The sequence below is a fragment of the Micromonospora sp. NPDC051296 genome, assembly GCF_040682255.1.
Taxonomy (GTDB): Bacteria; Actinomycetota; Actinomycetes; order Mycobacteriales; family Micromonosporaceae; genus Micromonospora; species Micromonospora craterilacus.
The window spans coordinates 1-13579 of the sequence record NZ_JBFBAO010000181.1; the positions used below are offsets into that span (position 1 = coordinate 1).

General features: G+C 73.1%; 11 protein-coding genes, 1 pseudogene and 1 riboswitch. Of the genes and pseudogenes, 5 read left to right on the top strand and 7 right to left on the bottom strand.

What is annotated here, in order from left to right:
• Positions 1 to 205: 205 nt before the first annotated feature.
• Together AB0M52_RS19440 and AB0M52_RS19445 are read right to left on the bottom strand one after the other, a co-directional pair.
• Entirely contained in the window at positions 206 to 2530 is a 2325-nt protein-coding gene (locus tag AB0M52_RS19440) for a DUF6077 domain-containing protein (protein WP_363955331.1), read from the bottom strand.
• Positions 2531 to 2719: 189 nt separating this feature from the next.
• The gene (locus AB0M52_RS19445) at positions 2720 to 3319 is read right to left on the bottom strand and encodes a TetR/AcrR family transcriptional regulator (protein ID WP_363955358.1); all 600 of its coding nucleotides are present in this window, start codon (positions 3317 to 3319) and stop codon (positions 2720 to 2722) included.
• A gap of 217 nt (positions 3320 to 3536) precedes the next feature.
• Here AB0M52_RS19445 and AB0M52_RS19450 point away from each other — a divergent pair, with 217 nt between their 5' ends.
• The 5 genes from AB0M52_RS19450 (at position 3537) to AB0M52_RS19470 (ending at position 8915) form a co-directional block, all read left to right on the top strand.
• Entirely contained in the window at positions 3537 to 4436 is a 900-nt protein-coding gene (locus tag AB0M52_RS19450; RefSeq protein ID WP_363955334.1) for an ABC transporter permease, read from the top strand.
• Positions 4437 to 4446: 10 nt separating this feature from the next.
• Positions 4447 to 5247 carry an ABC transporter ATP-binding protein gene (locus tag AB0M52_RS19455; protein ID WP_363955337.1) on the top strand — a complete coding sequence of 267 codons (801 nt, stop codon included), beginning with the start codon at positions 4447 to 4449 and terminating at the stop codon, positions 5245 to 5247.
• A gap of 158 nt (positions 5248 to 5405) precedes the next feature.
• Positions 5406 to 6908, top strand: coding sequence for a bifunctional cytidylyltransferase/SDR family oxidoreductase (locus tag AB0M52_RS19460; RefSeq protein ID WP_363955340.1), 1503 nt, complete (start codon positions 5406 to 5408; stop codon positions 6906 to 6908).
• Positions 6909 to 6952: 44 nt separating this feature from the next.
• Complete coding sequence (locus AB0M52_RS19465; protein WP_363955343.1) at positions 6953 to 8650, top strand: CDP-glycerol glycerophosphotransferase family protein; 1698 nt, start codon at positions 6953 to 6955, stop codon at positions 8648 to 8650.
• Positions 8651 to 8702: 52 nt separating this feature from the next.
• The gene (locus AB0M52_RS19470; protein WP_363955345.1) at positions 8703 to 8915 is read left to right on the top strand and encodes a DNA-binding protein; all 213 of its coding nucleotides are present in this window, start codon (positions 8703 to 8705) and stop codon (positions 8913 to 8915) included.
• Between the two features lie 49 nt (positions 8916 to 8964).
• Here the strand turns inward: AB0M52_RS19470 and AB0M52_RS19475 are convergent, their stop codons facing one another.
• The 5 genes and pseudogenes from AB0M52_RS19475 to AB0M52_RS19495 form a co-directional block, all read right to left on the bottom strand.
• Positions 8965 to 9708, bottom strand: a complete 744-nt coding sequence (locus AB0M52_RS19475; protein WP_363955348.1) for an alpha/beta hydrolase — start codon at positions 9706 to 9708, stop codon at positions 8965 to 8967.
• 182 nt (positions 9709 to 9890) lie between these two features.
• Positions 9891 to 10769, bottom strand: a complete 879-nt coding sequence (locus AB0M52_RS19480) for a C39 family peptidase (protein WP_363955351.1) — start codon at positions 10767 to 10769, stop codon at positions 9891 to 9893.
• Positions 10770 to 10994: 225 nt separating this feature from the next.
• A riboswitch (cyclic di-AMP (ydaO/yuaA leader) is annotated at positions 10995 to 11138 on the bottom strand.
• Positions 11139 to 11435: 297 nt separating this feature from the next.
• Positions 11436 to 12191, bottom strand: coding sequence for a hypothetical protein (locus tag AB0M52_RS19485; RefSeq protein ID WP_363955353.1), 756 nt, complete (start codon positions 12189 to 12191; stop codon positions 11436 to 11438).
• A 239-nt stretch (positions 12192 to 12430) separates the two neighbouring features.
• On the bottom strand, positions 12431 to 12880 hold the full coding sequence (locus AB0M52_RS19490) for a hypothetical protein (RefSeq protein ID WP_363955356.1): 450 nt from the start codon (positions 12878 to 12880) through the stop codon (positions 12431 to 12433).
• 109 nt (positions 12881 to 12989) lie between these two features.
• Positions 12990 to 13579 (bottom strand): annotated as a pseudogene (locus AB0M52_RS19495) (acyltransferase); the annotation flags it as partial.

Below are 13579 nucleotides of genomic sequence, written 5' to 3' on the forward strand. Positions count from 1 at the left end.
TGATCACGTGCTGCACGTCCTCGGACGGGGTGGCGGGGTCGTCGGCCCAGTCGGCGCCGGCCCGGTAGCACTCGTCGTAGAGCGCGCGCTGGCTGTCGGTCCAGTCCTCGTGATAGCTCTCCATGCCCATCCCCCTGTGCGACGGCCTGCCCTTTCGAGCATGCCCGCCGACGCGGCGGACCGGGCCGAAACGGCCGCAGCCTGGTCAGTCGCGGCGCAGGCAGGTCACCGCCCCGGGCTGGTCGGGAATTGGTGGGGGGCGCTCGGCGAACTCGGTGTAGCCGAGCCGCGCGGCGGTCCGGCGGGCGAAGCGATTGCCGTTGTAGACACAGATCGTCCCCACGTCCAGCCGGTCCAGTGCCCCGGCCACCTCGTCACGGGTCGGTCGACCCTCGGCCGGGCCCCCGTCGGCGAACCGGGTCAGCAGCAGCCGATCCTGGGAGAACTGCGAGTTCAGGTCGTACTCGACCAGGAAGAAGTCGCGTGGGAGCACCACCCGCACCTGGCTGGTCAGGATCGGGATGGTCCGCATGATGGTCGCCGGCGCGAGCACGAGCCCGTCCGGGCGATCGAGGCCATCGATCCACTGTGCGATGCCCTGCCGCTGCGGCCGGACCTTCAAGGTGGGCTCGTCGTGCACCTCCACCCCGCTGCGCTCGGCCCACATCGGGGTGGCGTAGACGGCGAACGAGGCCACCATCGCCCCGGCCAGCACCAAGCCGACCAGGGCCCGCACGGAACGCAGCCGGGTGGGCAGCCAGACGGTGCACAGCAGCCCGATCAGCGCCGGCAGGGCGAGCAGCCACGGCACCCGCCAGAGCACCACCGAAATGCCGGTGAGCGCGCTGATCCACTCCAGCACCCCGGGCACCAGCAGCACGCTCAGCGTGAGCGCGCCGCCGGCCGCGAGCAACGCCGGGGTGCGGCGGCGGGCCAGCAGCGGCCCGCACCACAGGGCGAGCCCGCCGATCACACCCACGATGCCGATCTCGAAGGTGCGCCGGTAGGTGTGCGCGGCGTCGTAGAAGTTGGCGTCCGCCGCGGCCTCGTTGGCCGACGTGCCGAGGACCAGTTGGGTGACGACCACCGCCCCGACCGGGTACGCCAGGGCGGCCACACCGACGGCCAGCGCCGACTTCCAGCGCCCCACCAGCAGCATCATCAGGGCCGCCCCGCCGACCAGCAGCGGCAGGATGATCGCGGCAGTGGTGGTGAGCCCGATCGCGGTGATCGACAGCGCGACGATCAGCACCAGGCCACGCTTGGACCGGTCGTCGAACCAGCGGGTCAGGTACAACCACATCAACGGCACGGCCGCGGAGACGAACATGCCCTTGCCCTGGTAGAGCCGGGGCAGGTGGAAGGTACCCAGGGCGGCGTCCGGGCCGCAGACCAGCGCGAGGAAGGCCGCGGCCACAGTGAAGGCGAGCACCGGACGTCGCGGCGCCCAGCGCTGCACCACCCGCCAGAGCGCCAGCACGGCGAGCACGGCCAGGACCGGCAGCAGCACGAACCAGGTCGCCGCGGCACCGGACATGCCGAGGAAACGGCCGAGCGCACCGGCGAAGACCTCGATGCTGGCGATCGGGGGCTGCGAGGCCATCGCCGGGAGGACGTTCTCGCTGAACAGGAAGTCGTTGAGCGGAACGATGTCCCGGTCGGCCACCCACGTCGACCGGCCCACGTAGTAGATGTCGTCAGGGGTGCTGCGGGCCAGGTAGAGCGAGGCGACCGCGGCCACCCCCGCGATCAGCAGCACGTACGCCGACTGCCAGGCGGTCGGAGCCGGCGCCGGCGGCCGGGTTGCCGGGGTGACCCGCCAGATCCGCCAGGTCAGCAGCACCGCCCCGACGGCGGCCACGGCACCGGCCGAGGCCGGCACCCACCAGGAAATGCCCTCGCCGGCCGGGGTCCCCGCCAGGCCGGCGGTGATCGCCGCACCGGTGCCGACCAGCAGAACCAACGCCGTCCACCAGCGCTGGGCGATCGGCATCCGACCGGCGGCGTCCGTCGCCGGGCTGCCGGCCCTGCCCTCCGCCGGGGTGGCCCCCGGGTCCCCGCCGGTCACCGGGTCTTCGCCGGCCACCGGGTCCTCACCGGTCACCGGGTCGTCACCGGTCACCGGGTCGTCACCGGCCGCCGGGTCGTCACCGGCCGCCGGGTCGTCACCGGCCGCCGGGGCGTCACCGGTCGCTGGGTCGGCCGGCACCCGGGTGGCGCGGCGGCCGCGCCACCGCGGCAGGGCGAGCCGGATCAGCAGGACGAGCAGGGCCAGTACCAGGCCGGCCACCAGCCAGATCCGGAACGTCAGCGACGGCGCGAGGCCCAACGGCAGGGCGGCGTGGTAGAGCAGCGTCCAGAGCGCGAACGCCAGTACGGCGCCGTCGGTGAGCACGGCGGGTATGGCGGCGATCCCCGCCCGGATGCGGCCCAGCACCGCCCGGACCCGGGTGGAACCGATGGAAGTGGGACCGGTCGGCCCGTCGCCCGCTGCCGGCGTGAGTGCGGCGGCGACGGTTTGGTCGGTCATCGACACGGAGCGTCCTTGTCATCGAACGGGCAGTGCGGCGCGCTCAGGCGGTTCCGAGCGCCGTGGCGGCCCCCCGTGCCGCACAAACCACACCGAGAGTAATAGTCGCCCCCGGAGCCGGGTCGAGCGGACGCACGCCGGTCCGGTGCCGGGGCAGGCCCTGCCAGCGGTACCCCAAGCGGGCCCTGCTCAACCAGTGAGGGGCGCCTCACGCTGCCGGGGCAGCGCGTCCTGCACGCCGAGCCCGAGCGCCACCGACTCGACCAGGGTCTCCAGGTAGCTGTCGGTGACCGGGGTGCGGGCGATGGCGAGCCGCCAGTACAGCGGCCCCACGATCAGGTCGACCGCCGCCTCCGGGTCGGTGGCGGCGGGCAGTTCGCCGCGCTGCACCGCCCGGCTGATCAGCCGGCCGGCGACCTCCTGCTGCCGGGCTCTCAGCACGCGTTGGAGGGTCTCGGCGATGGTCGGGTTACGGGCGGCCTCGGCCAGCAGGTCGGGAATGATCTGCGAGGCCAGCGGATGCCGCAGCGCGTGCGCGACCACCTGGAACAGCAGCGCGAGGTCGCCGCGCAGGCTGCCGGTGTCCAGCGCGGGCAGGCGCCCCCCGGCCGCGGTGGCGACCACCTCCAGGACCAGGTCGAGCTTCGAACTCCACCTCCGGTAGATCGCGGTCTTGCTGACCCCGGCCCGGCGGGCCACCGCCTCGATGGAGAGCCGGCCGTAGCCGACCGCGGCGAGTTCCTGCATGAGGGCGCGGCGGATGGCCGTGGTGATCTCCCCACGGAGCACCGCCGCACCGGCGGGTGCGCGCCTCTTCTCGGTCGTCACCTCGGACTCTTCTCGGCTGTCACACAGGACAATGTACCGCAACGACGCTACGGTTGCGTCCCGACGTGTTTCGGACTACTGTCCACCCAGCGGCGAGGCGGCGCTCCACGCACGGCCACGCTAGATTCCATCGTCGCGAAACAATCCGCCAGCACGACAGATCGGAGCGCCCATCCCCATGGCCAACACCGCGCTGGCCGACCCCGACGCCGGCCTCCCCTCAGCCCAGCTGGCCGCCCGGCACGGGCTGCGGGTGGCCGGCCAGCGGCCCTCGCTGCGCCGCTACAGCAGCCAACTCTGGAAGTATCGGCACTTCATCGCCGCGTACGCCAACGCCAAGCTGACTGCCTCGTTCAGCAACGCCCGGCTCGGACAACTCTGGCAGGTGCTCACCCCGCTGACCAACGCGGCGGTCTACTACCTGATCTTCGGGCTGGTGCTCGAACAGAGCCGGGGGATGGACAACTTCATCGCGTACCTCACCACCGGCCTGTTCATCTTCAACTTCACCCAGACCACGGTTCAGCAGGGCACCCAGGCGATCAGCGGCAACCTCGGGCTGATCCGGGCGTTGCACTTCCCCCGGGCCTGCCTGCCGCTGGCCATCACCGTCACCCAGTTCCAGCAGTTGCTCGGCTCGCTGGCGGTGCTGGTCGGCATCGTGCTGGTCACCGGAGAACCGATCACCCTGATGTGGCTGATGCTGGTGCCGGCGGTGCTGCTCCAGACGGTCTTCAACGCCGGGCTGACCATGACGGTGGCCCGGCTGGGCGCCAAGGCCACCGACCTGAAGCAGGTCATGCCCTTCATCCTGCGGGCCTGGATGTACGGCTCCGGGGTGCTCTACAGCGTCAAACTGTTCTCCGAGAACCTGCCGGGCTGGGCCACCGCCCTGGTGCAGTTCAACCCCATGCTGGTCTACATCGAGCTGGCCCGGGTCGCCCTGCTCGAGAACGCGCCGCTGCTCAACGACTCCCTGCCGCTGACCTGGCTGGTCGCGGTGGGCTGGGCGGTCGTGATGGGCCTCGGGGGCTACCTCTACTTCTGGCGCGGCGAACAGGAGTACGGCCGTGGTTGATCATCTCGCAATGTCAAACGACGTGACGGTGACCCTGCCCCGGGTCCAGGAGCGGATCCCGACCGTGGTGGTGGACGACGCACACGTCGTCTACCGGGTGCACAAGGGCGCCGCCGGCAACACCAGCCCGGTGGCCGCGTTCAAACGGATGGTGACCCGCACGTCCGCGCCGAACGTCCGGGAGGTGCACGCGGTCCGCGGCGTCAGCTTCACCGCGTACCGCGGCGAGGCGATCGGGCTGATCGGCACCAACGGCTCCGGCAAGTCGACCCTGCTGCGCGCCATCGCCGGGCTGCTGCCGGTGGAGCGGGGCGCGGTCTACACGCAGGGCCAGCCGTCGCTGCTCGGGGTGAACGCCGCCCTGCTCAACGACCTGCCAGGTGAGCGCAACGTCACGCTCGGCTGCCTGGCCATGGGCATGTCCCCGGCCGAGGTGCAGCGCAAGCTCCCGGAGATCATCGAGTTCTCCGGGATCAACCAGCGCGGCGACTTCGCCTCGCTACCGATGCGCACGTACTCGTCCGGCATGTCGGCCCGGCTGCGCTTCTCCATCGCCGCGGCCAAGCAACACGACGTGCTGCTGATCGACGAGGCTCTTGCCACCGGCGACAAGGCGTTCCGCAAGCGCAGCGAGCAGCGGGTGCGGGAGCTGCGGGAGGACGCCGGCACGGTGTTCCTGGTGAGCCACCAGCTCTCCTCCGTACGGGACACGTGCGAACGGACAATCTGGCTGGAGTCAGGCGTAATCCGGATGGATGGGCCGACCGCAGAGGTGCTACGGGCCTACGAGGCATTCACGAACGCCAAGTAGAATTCGGGTGAACGTACGGTGCCCTGCGGCGCCGCGCGGACCGCGTTGCCACGTTGGGGCGACGCGGTTCGCGCGTTAAGGTTCATCCCGCCGCCGTGTTGGCGGAACCTTCCGTTCACGCACCGCTGACCCATGCATCCCGAGAGCGAGGACCGGCAATGACGCAGGACCAGACCACCGACCCGGGCACCACACCGGAACACCCGGCACCGTGGCGGCCCTCGCGGACGGTGGCCGTGGTGCTGGCCGGCGGCACCGGCACCCGGCTCGGCCTCGGCATCCCCAAGCAGCTGCTGAAGATCGCCGGCAAGCCGATCATCGAGCACACGCTGGCCGTCTTCGAGGGCGCGCCGGAGATCGACGAGATCATCGTGCTGATGGCCGCCGGTCACGTCACCGAGGCGCAGCAGATTGTCAGCAAGGCCGGCTTCCGCAAGGTCACCAAGGTGATCGAGGGCGGTGACACCCGCAACGCCACCACCCGCATCGCCCTGGACGCGGTGGGCGACGAGGACTGCAACATCCTCTTCCACGACGCGGTGCGGCCCCTGCTCAGCGGCCGGATCGTCCGGGAGTGCGTGAACGCCCTGTGGACGTACTCGGCGGTCGACGTGGCCATCGCGTCGGCCGACACGATCATCCAGGTCGACGAGAACGAGTGCATCACCGACATCCCGGTGCGCGCCACGCTGCGCCGCGGCCAGACCCCACAGGCCTTCCGCTCCGGCACCATCCGCGAGGCGTACCGGCGGGCCGAGGGCGACCCGAACTTCGCCGCCACCGACGACTGCGGCGTGGTGCTGCGCTACCTGCCCGGCACCCCGATCAAGGTGATCGACGGCTCGGACGAGAACATCAAGGTCACCCACCCAGTCGACGTGCACCTGGCGGACAAGCTGTTCCAGCTGGCCGCTGCCCAGGTGCCCCGGCTCACCGACCACCGCGCCTACAGCGAGGAGGTCACCGGCCGCACGATCGTCGTCTTCGGCGGCAGCTACGGAATCGGCCACGACCTGACCGATCTGGCCCGCCGCCACGGCGCCCAGGTCTTCCCGTTCAGCCGCTCCAGCACCGGCACCCACGTGGAGCGGCCCGAGGACGTCGAGGCCGCGCTGAAGACCGCCTTCGACGCCACCGGCCGGATCGACCATGTCGTGGTCACCGCCGGGATCCTGGAGAAGGGCGCGCTGACCGAGATGGACGAGGAGACCATCGACCGGGTGCTCCAGGTCAACTTCGTCGGCCCGGTGACCGTAGCCCGGCAGGCCCTGCCCTACCTCCAGCACACCAAGGGCCAGCTGCTGCTCTACACTTCCAGCTCGTACACCCGGGGCCGGGCGGACTACGCGCTCTACTCGGCCACCAAGGCCGCCCTGGTCAACCTCACCCAGGCGCTGTCGGACGAGTGGGCCGAGCTCGGCGTACGGGTGAACATCATCAACCCGGAACGGACCGCCACCCCCATGCGGACCAAGGCGTTCGGCACGGAGCCCGAGCACACCCTGCTCGCTGCCGAGACCGTCGCCCAGGCATCACTGGACGTGCTGATCTCGGATCTCACCGGCCAGGTGATCGACGTACGCCGGCCCCCCGGCGAGACGCCGGCCGCCACGGTGCCCACCCAGACCGACCGTTCAGCGAGCACCACCACCGTCGGCTGACCGGCCGACGACAACCGCGAGTCAACCTCGAAGGCGACACCGAGATGCGTGGTGACCTGGTCAGGAAATTGGCCGCCCGGGGCCTGGCCACCGGTGGGGCGGTCCTGGCGTTCCTCGTGGTCGCGCTCACCGGCGCGACCACCTGGGGGCTCGGCCTGGCGATGGCCGCGCTCGCCGCCACGGTCTGGGAGCGGCGGGTACGCCCGGGTGCCGACAGCGCCGCGGAGACCACGCTGATCGCGGCCGGGGTCCTGGTCGGCTACGCCCGGCAGCTCGACGCCGGCTTCGACCCGGCCCTGGCCGCCACCGCCCTGGTGCTGCTGGGCATGGTGCTGCTCACGGGCCCGCTGCGAGAGGCCGGGAACCGGGAGATCCGCGCCGCGAACCTGCCGGTACGCACCTGGGTGCCGCGGGTCGCCGCCCGCCTCTCCGACGCCGTGGCGGGGCTGCTCGCCGTGCTGGCCCTGGCCGCCCTGGCGGGCCTGCCCGCCGCCGTCGCCCTGGTGGCGAGCCTGCTGGTGGGCGCAGCCGCCGGTGCGGTCGCCCTCGACCTGGCCCGGCGACGGTTCCGGCCGGCCGCCGGCGGGTCGGCGGTCACCCGGGCGCTCCGCCGGCACCAGCCCGAGTTCGTGCTGCACTTCTCCGCCCCGCCCGGATCGGAGTACCAGGTCACCATGTGGCTGCCGTACCTCGAACGGATCGGCCGGCCGTTCGTGGTGATGGTGCGGGAGCCGGAGTCCCTGCCCGCCATCGCGGCGGCCACCACCGCCCCCGTGCTCTACTGCCCCACCCTGCGGAACATGGACGAGGTGCTGGTGCCGAGCCTGCGGGTGGCGTTCTACGTCAACCACGGCGCGAAGAACAGCCACTGCATCCGCTTCACGCAGCTCACCCATGTGCAGTTGCACCACGGCGACAGCGACAAGTCCCCCAGCGCCAACCCGGTCTCGGCGCTCTTCGACCGGATCTTCGTCGCCGGCGAGGCGGCCATCGACCGGTACGCCCGGGCCGGGGTGGAGATCCCGGCCGAGAAGTTCGTGGTGGTCGGCCGCCCGCAGGTCGAGGCGATCGAGGTACGCAGCCAGCCGGCGCGCGGGCTGGCGAACCCGACGGTGCTCTACACCCCCACCTGGACCGGGCACCACGCCGACACCGACTACTGCTCGCTGCCGGTGGCCGGGACGCTGCTGCGGCGGCTGCTCGACCGGGGCGCCACGGTGATCCTGCGGGCCCACCCCTACACCTCGCAGAACCCGGCCTCGGCCCGGCAGCTGGGGCGGTTGCACGAGTTGCTCGCCGCCGACCGGGCCCGCACCGGCCGGCAGCACCTGTTCGGCGCCGCGGCGAGCCGGCTGACCCTGGCCGAGTCCGTGAACCGGGCGGACGCGCTGGTCTCCGACGTCTCCGGGGTGGTCTCCGACTGGCTGTACTCGGGCAAGCCGTACGCGGTGACCGACATGGGTGCCGACGGCGACCGGTTCACCGAACGGTTCCCCCTCGCCGCGTCCGGCTACGTGCTGCGCCGGGACATGGCCGACCTGGACGACGTGCTGACCCGGTTGCTCGACACCGACCCGCTCGCCGAGGCCCGCTGGGCGACCCGGCGGCGCTACCTGGGCGACTTCCCCGCCGAGTCGTACGCCGAGGCATTCCTGGCCGCCGCCCGCCGCGAGCTGGACCCGGCCTGGACCCCGCCGACGCCCCGCTTCGCGACCGGTACGCCGCTCTCCTCCGCCACCTGAACGACGAGCCCGGACGGGTGCGCCGGCATGGCGCCCCGGCTACCCTGACGGCGTGAGTACCCGCGACGTACCGGCGCGGATCGGTGACCTGCCACCGATCGGGCGACCGGCCAACAGCGCCCTGATGGAGGCCGGCGTCACGACGCTGGCCCAGGTGGCCACGCACCGCCGCCGCGACCTGTTGGCCATGCACGGGGTCGGGCCGAGGGCGGTCGACATCCTGGCCGCCGCGCTGGCCGAGCACGGTCTGACCTTCGCCGACTGACGGACGCCGACGAACACGTCGCACCTGCGAGGGTCGCGACGCCGGCGGGTCAGCGCCAGGGGTCGAGCAGGGCCAGCACGGCCGCCGGATCCTCCACGTGGGCGTTGTGACCGAGCCCGGGCAGAGTGGCCACGGGTACGCCGTACTCCTTGAGCTGGGCGTCGGAGACCATCGGGTCGTGCTCGCCACGGGCCAGCACGACCGGTACGTCGATCGCGGCCAGCAGGGCGGTCAGGTCGGGCTCGCCGACAGCGAACGCGACCGGGTCCATCGCCAGCCGCCACCGGCCGTCCACCTGTCGCAGCCCGGCGTCGACCGCGGGTTGGTCGGGGGCGAGGAGCCCGGCCAGGCCGGCGACGCGCAGGTACCGTCGGGCCGCCTCGTCCCGGGTGACGAACCAGGTGACCGGGCGGGCCGCGAGGTCAGCGGCGCGGGCCAGTTCCTCCGGGGACCAGACCGCCTTGATGCCGAGCCCGACCACCGCGTCGACCACCACACCCCGGCTCGCGGCGGCCAGCGCCAAGCCGACCACCCCGCCGAGCGAGTGGCCCAGCACCACCACCCGGTCACCGGCGCCCAGGCTCCCGGCGACCCGGTCGGCGAGACCGGTGAACGAGTATTCCGGCAGCGGGGGCGAAGCGCCGTGGCCGGCCAGATCCGGGGCCAGCCACCGCCCGGGCCACCGCTGTTCGAGCAGCGGCGCCCAGGGCAGCCACACGTCGCCGGTGACGCCCATCCCGTGCAGGAGCAGCAGGACAGACCGGCCGGCCCGGTCACCTGATTCGTCGGCCATGCGCGCAGTCTGCCAGTGCCCGGAGGCGGCGGCGAGACCGGCGACCGGCACACGACACCGGGTGATGCTCCGGGATCCCGCCCGTCGCTGACGTGTGTCCCGGGTGCCGACGCGGGACGGCGAGGGCGCCCGGACCGTGCGGTCCGGGCGCCCTCGTCGTTTCGATCAGGAGGAGCTGCCGGTCAGGAGGAGTAGCCGCGGGTGGCTGCCCAGTTGGCCAGGTCGATGGCGCTCATCCAGTAGGAGTAGTACGACGGGTCGGCCGAGTCGGCGATCTTCACCTGCCGGCCCTCGTCCTCGTAGCCCACCACGGCGATGTAGTGACCGCCGGGGAAGGAGTGCCAGCCGCCGTCGGTGTCGGTGGCGCTGCCGGCGACGTTCACCACGACGGCCCGTCCGTCACTGACGGCCGCCACGACGTCGGTCTGGAGCTGGTCCATCTGGGCCGGGGTGGCCGAGCCGCCACGGATCATGGTGGTCTCGTACGGGCCGTCCTTGACCGTGGCGTTGAGTACGCGGGTGGTGTCCTCGGCCGAGTTGGTGCCGGCGTACGTGGTGCCGAGCTGGGTGGCCAGGGTGTCCTGGTCGCGGTCGATGCCGGCGGCGCTGAGCGCGTTCCGCACGGCGGCCGGGCCGCAGTAGTAGCCGGTCGTCTGGGCCTGGTAGTCGTAGTCGAGGACCTTCGACGCCGGCGGCTTCGGTGTCGCCTTCTTGCTGGTCACGTCCGGGTCCGGCGCGGCCGAGCTGGCCTGCGGGGACGGCGACGCGGCGGCGCTGGCCGGTGCCGCCTCGCTGGCCGGGGCGGCGCTGCTCGGCGCGGCGGTCGACGGGTCCGCCACGACCCGGGCGTCGCCGCGGGATGCGGCGGTGTCGCTTCGCAGCTCGGCGACGGCGGTCGGGGTGTGCGCGGTGGCCGGGCCGTCCTCGGCGCTGGCGAGCAGGGCACCGCCGCCGGTCGCGAGTACGAGCGCGGCGGCCGATGCGGCGACGACCTGGTACGGACGTTCGGTGGCCAGCCGGCGGAGCTGACGCTTGACGGTGTGCTTCACGGAATCCTCCACGGGGCTCAGGGGTGAGCGGCGCACCGGCTCCGGCGGTCAGGTCGGCACGGGTACCGACGACCACCCGAGTACGCGGATGGGCCGTTCAACGGGATGCGCCCGGGACACCGGGCGGCGGCGGTGGGCCGGATCAGCTCGCGGCCACCGGGCCGGCGAGCGCGGGCACCGCAGTGCCGTGGAGGCGGGGGAACAACGGGGGGATAGCAGAGTGCTGCACGAGGTTGGAACTCCTTCCAACACCGCCGACCGGGTTAGCTGACGGATTCGGGCGGGAAGATCGCCCTACCGCGGGCCGAGGCTCGCGGATTCACCCCAGTGGTGCAGTGGGTCCCCGGTTCGCGATAACTCGCGATTGAGCGGGTCGATGCGGCGTCGCCTTTTGCGATCGGTTACCGCACCGGACGGGCCGACACTACTGGTCGGTCATGCCCGTGCCAACCCTCCCTGAGCTGCTTAAACATGATCCAGCTCGGTTATTTTCGGGTATTCGTCAAGTGTCGTCGCTCAATGGGATTCCGGGTGAAACGGGCGCCTGGGGGCAACAACCGGACCGTCCGCCGGCAATGGCGCGGACATTGCGGCAGCGATCGACCCGACTGCGCCCAGTGACCGTTTCTCCACGGGACGTGACCGGGCTCACGGAATCATCGGGCCCCGTGCGGCCGATCAGCCCACCCGGGCCGGCCGCCAGCGCAGGCGTACGGCCGGGCGGCCTACACCCACCCGGTGGGGCGCCGGCAGCCGGTTCGGCCGGAGCCGCTCGCCGGCGGCGTACGCCTCGGCGGAGAGGGCACGGGCCGCCTCGGCGGCAAGCTCGGCCGCCCGCCACGCGTCGCGCTCGCGCTCGGCAGCCGCCCGATAGACGGCCAGGCGACCGTCGCGTACCACCCGGGCGAGTACGATCTCCTGCTCGGCCGGGTGCCGCCGGGGGTCCCAGCCCGCCCGGCGGGCGAGCACGTCGCTGAGCTGCCGGGCCGACAGGTCCCCGCGCCAGTGCGCGGCCATCGCGGCGTGGTGCAGCCAACGCTCCCGGGCGGCGTACTCGGCGGGGGTGCGGGGCGTACGGGGGGTGGGCAGCGCGGCACCGCTCGTGAGCCGCCGGGCCGCGGACTCCGCCTCGTCGTACCCGGCCCAGGCGCGGTCGAGTTCAGCCTGGGCGGCGCGCCACGCGTCGCGCCGCCGTCGGGCGTTCTGCGCGGCGCCGGTCGCCGCCACCGCCACCTCACCGGCGTAGCGGCGCAGGTCGGCCGCGGCGGTCGCGACGGGGTCCTCGACCTGGCCGGTGGGTTCATTGTCCCGCCGGGCCGGCTCGGGTCGGGCGACCAGGGCGGTGAGTACGCCCAGCGCAAGCACGAGCAGGACCGACCAGATGGCGGCGGCCCGGGGTACCTCGATCAGGAACTGGTAGACAACGCTCTCCATGGCGGTTCCTCATGGCAGGTGGTGCGGTGACGGTGGCCGCGCCGACGCCGGGTCGCCTGGTGGCGAGGCCACGGACCCGGTCGGGCGGTGAAAGGTGCATCGGATGGGACGGCGCCCGTGACAGGGCCCGGTCGCAGCGGCCCGGTGCGGGCGTCCAGCCGGCGTGGGCGGCGCGACGGTGGCGGACCGGGACGACCGTGGGGCGGGCGTCCGGTACCGCCGGGCAACGGGCGGTGGACTCAGGCGCGGGGCGGAGCGCGAGCGGTGTCGGCGCCCTGGACGGCCGCGGCGGGAGCGGACCCGACCGCAGCGGCGACGGCTCCGGCGGCGGGCAGTTGCGGCCGGGCGGGCACCGTCGGCAGCGTGCCAGGCACACCGCCCAGGTCGGCGCGGTCCCCAAGGTCGACCCCGCTCGGTGCCACGGCGTCGACCAACCCGCTCGCGGCGGCCAACTCCCACCCGCTGGGTGCCGGCGGCACCACCGCACCAGCCGGCGGGTGGACGGGCGCCCCCGTGGTGAACTGCCCGGCGGGGGCAAGCACTGCGGTGGACTGCCCGGCGGGGGCGGCCTGAGCGGGCATCGCCCAGGCCCCGATCGTGAACGCGGCGGCGACCGCGAAACCGGTCAGCAGCCGGGCGGCCCAGCGCGCCAGCCACCACAGAGGACGGGCGGACGCGACGGGAGGCACCACGCCACGCTACCGCCACGACCACCGGCCCGCACCGTCACCGGGCGTGTCGCACGGGGACTCACCGCCGGTCGGCGCGACTCGTCCCGCAGGTCACCGCCGGCCTGGCTCACCGTCCGCGATGGACGCCCGAACCATTCTCGGCGTACGTCGCCGGGCTCGTGTCATGCTGCGGGGCCCTCGGCCGGGGCACCGCGTTCGGCGGCGGCCCGCTCGACGTCACGGCCGGCGGTGAGCCATCCGGTGCGATGGCCCGCGGCGGCCCGCCCGCTGCCGTTCGGCGCGGTGCCAGCCGGCGCATCATCGGCTGCTCCACGTACCGGTGCAGCAGCGCGGCCAGCGCCAGGGTGAGCAGCAGGAAGCCGATCACCGCGATCGCGCCCCACCAGCCGGGCAGGCCCGTTCCCCAGTCGCCGGTGATCCGCAGGATCGTCATGATCACGAATACGTGCACCAGGTAGAAGGCGAACGAGACCTCACCGAGCCAGACCATCGGGCGGGACCGCAGCGGCGAGCGGCGCCCATGCACGTCGGCGTCCGCCGCCGCGGCGATGACCAGTACGTACGCCAATGAGAGCAGCGCCGCCCAGAGTTCGGCCCGGATCCACTGGGAGGCCACCACCCAGGTCGCGACGAAGATCAGGGCGGCCAGCGGCAGCCGCGGGCCGCGCCACCGGCCGCGCAGCATGAGTTCGGCGG

What these genes read in the sequence shown, in the direction of transcription:
- AB0M52_RS19450 (WP_363955334.1), top strand. Translation starts at nt 3,537, where the DNA reads ATGGCCAACACCGCGCTGGCCGACCCCGACGCCGGCCTCCCCTCAGCC.
- AB0M52_RS19475 (WP_363955348.1), bottom strand. Translation starts at nt 9,708, where the DNA reads ATGGCCGACGAATCAGGTGACCGGGCCGGCCGGTCTGTCCTGCTGCTC.
- AB0M52_RS19440 (WP_363955331.1), bottom strand. Translation starts at nt 2,530, where the DNA reads ATGACCGACCAAACCGTCGCCGCCGCACTCACGCCGGCAGCGGGCGAC.
- AB0M52_RS19485 (WP_363955353.1), bottom strand. Translation starts at nt 12,191, where the DNA reads ATGGAGAGCGTTGTCTACCAGTTCCTGATCGAGGTACCCCGGGCCGCC.
- AB0M52_RS19465 (WP_363955343.1), top strand. Translation starts at nt 6,953, where the DNA reads ATGCGTGGTGACCTGGTCAGGAAATTGGCCGCCCGGGGCCTGGCCACC.
- AB0M52_RS19455 (WP_363955337.1), top strand. Translation starts at nt 4,447, where the DNA reads ATGTCAAACGACGTGACGGTGACCCTGCCCCGGGTCCAGGAGCGGATC.
- AB0M52_RS19460 (WP_363955340.1), top strand. Translation starts at nt 5,406, where the DNA reads ATGACGCAGGACCAGACCACCGACCCGGGCACCACACCGGAACACCCG.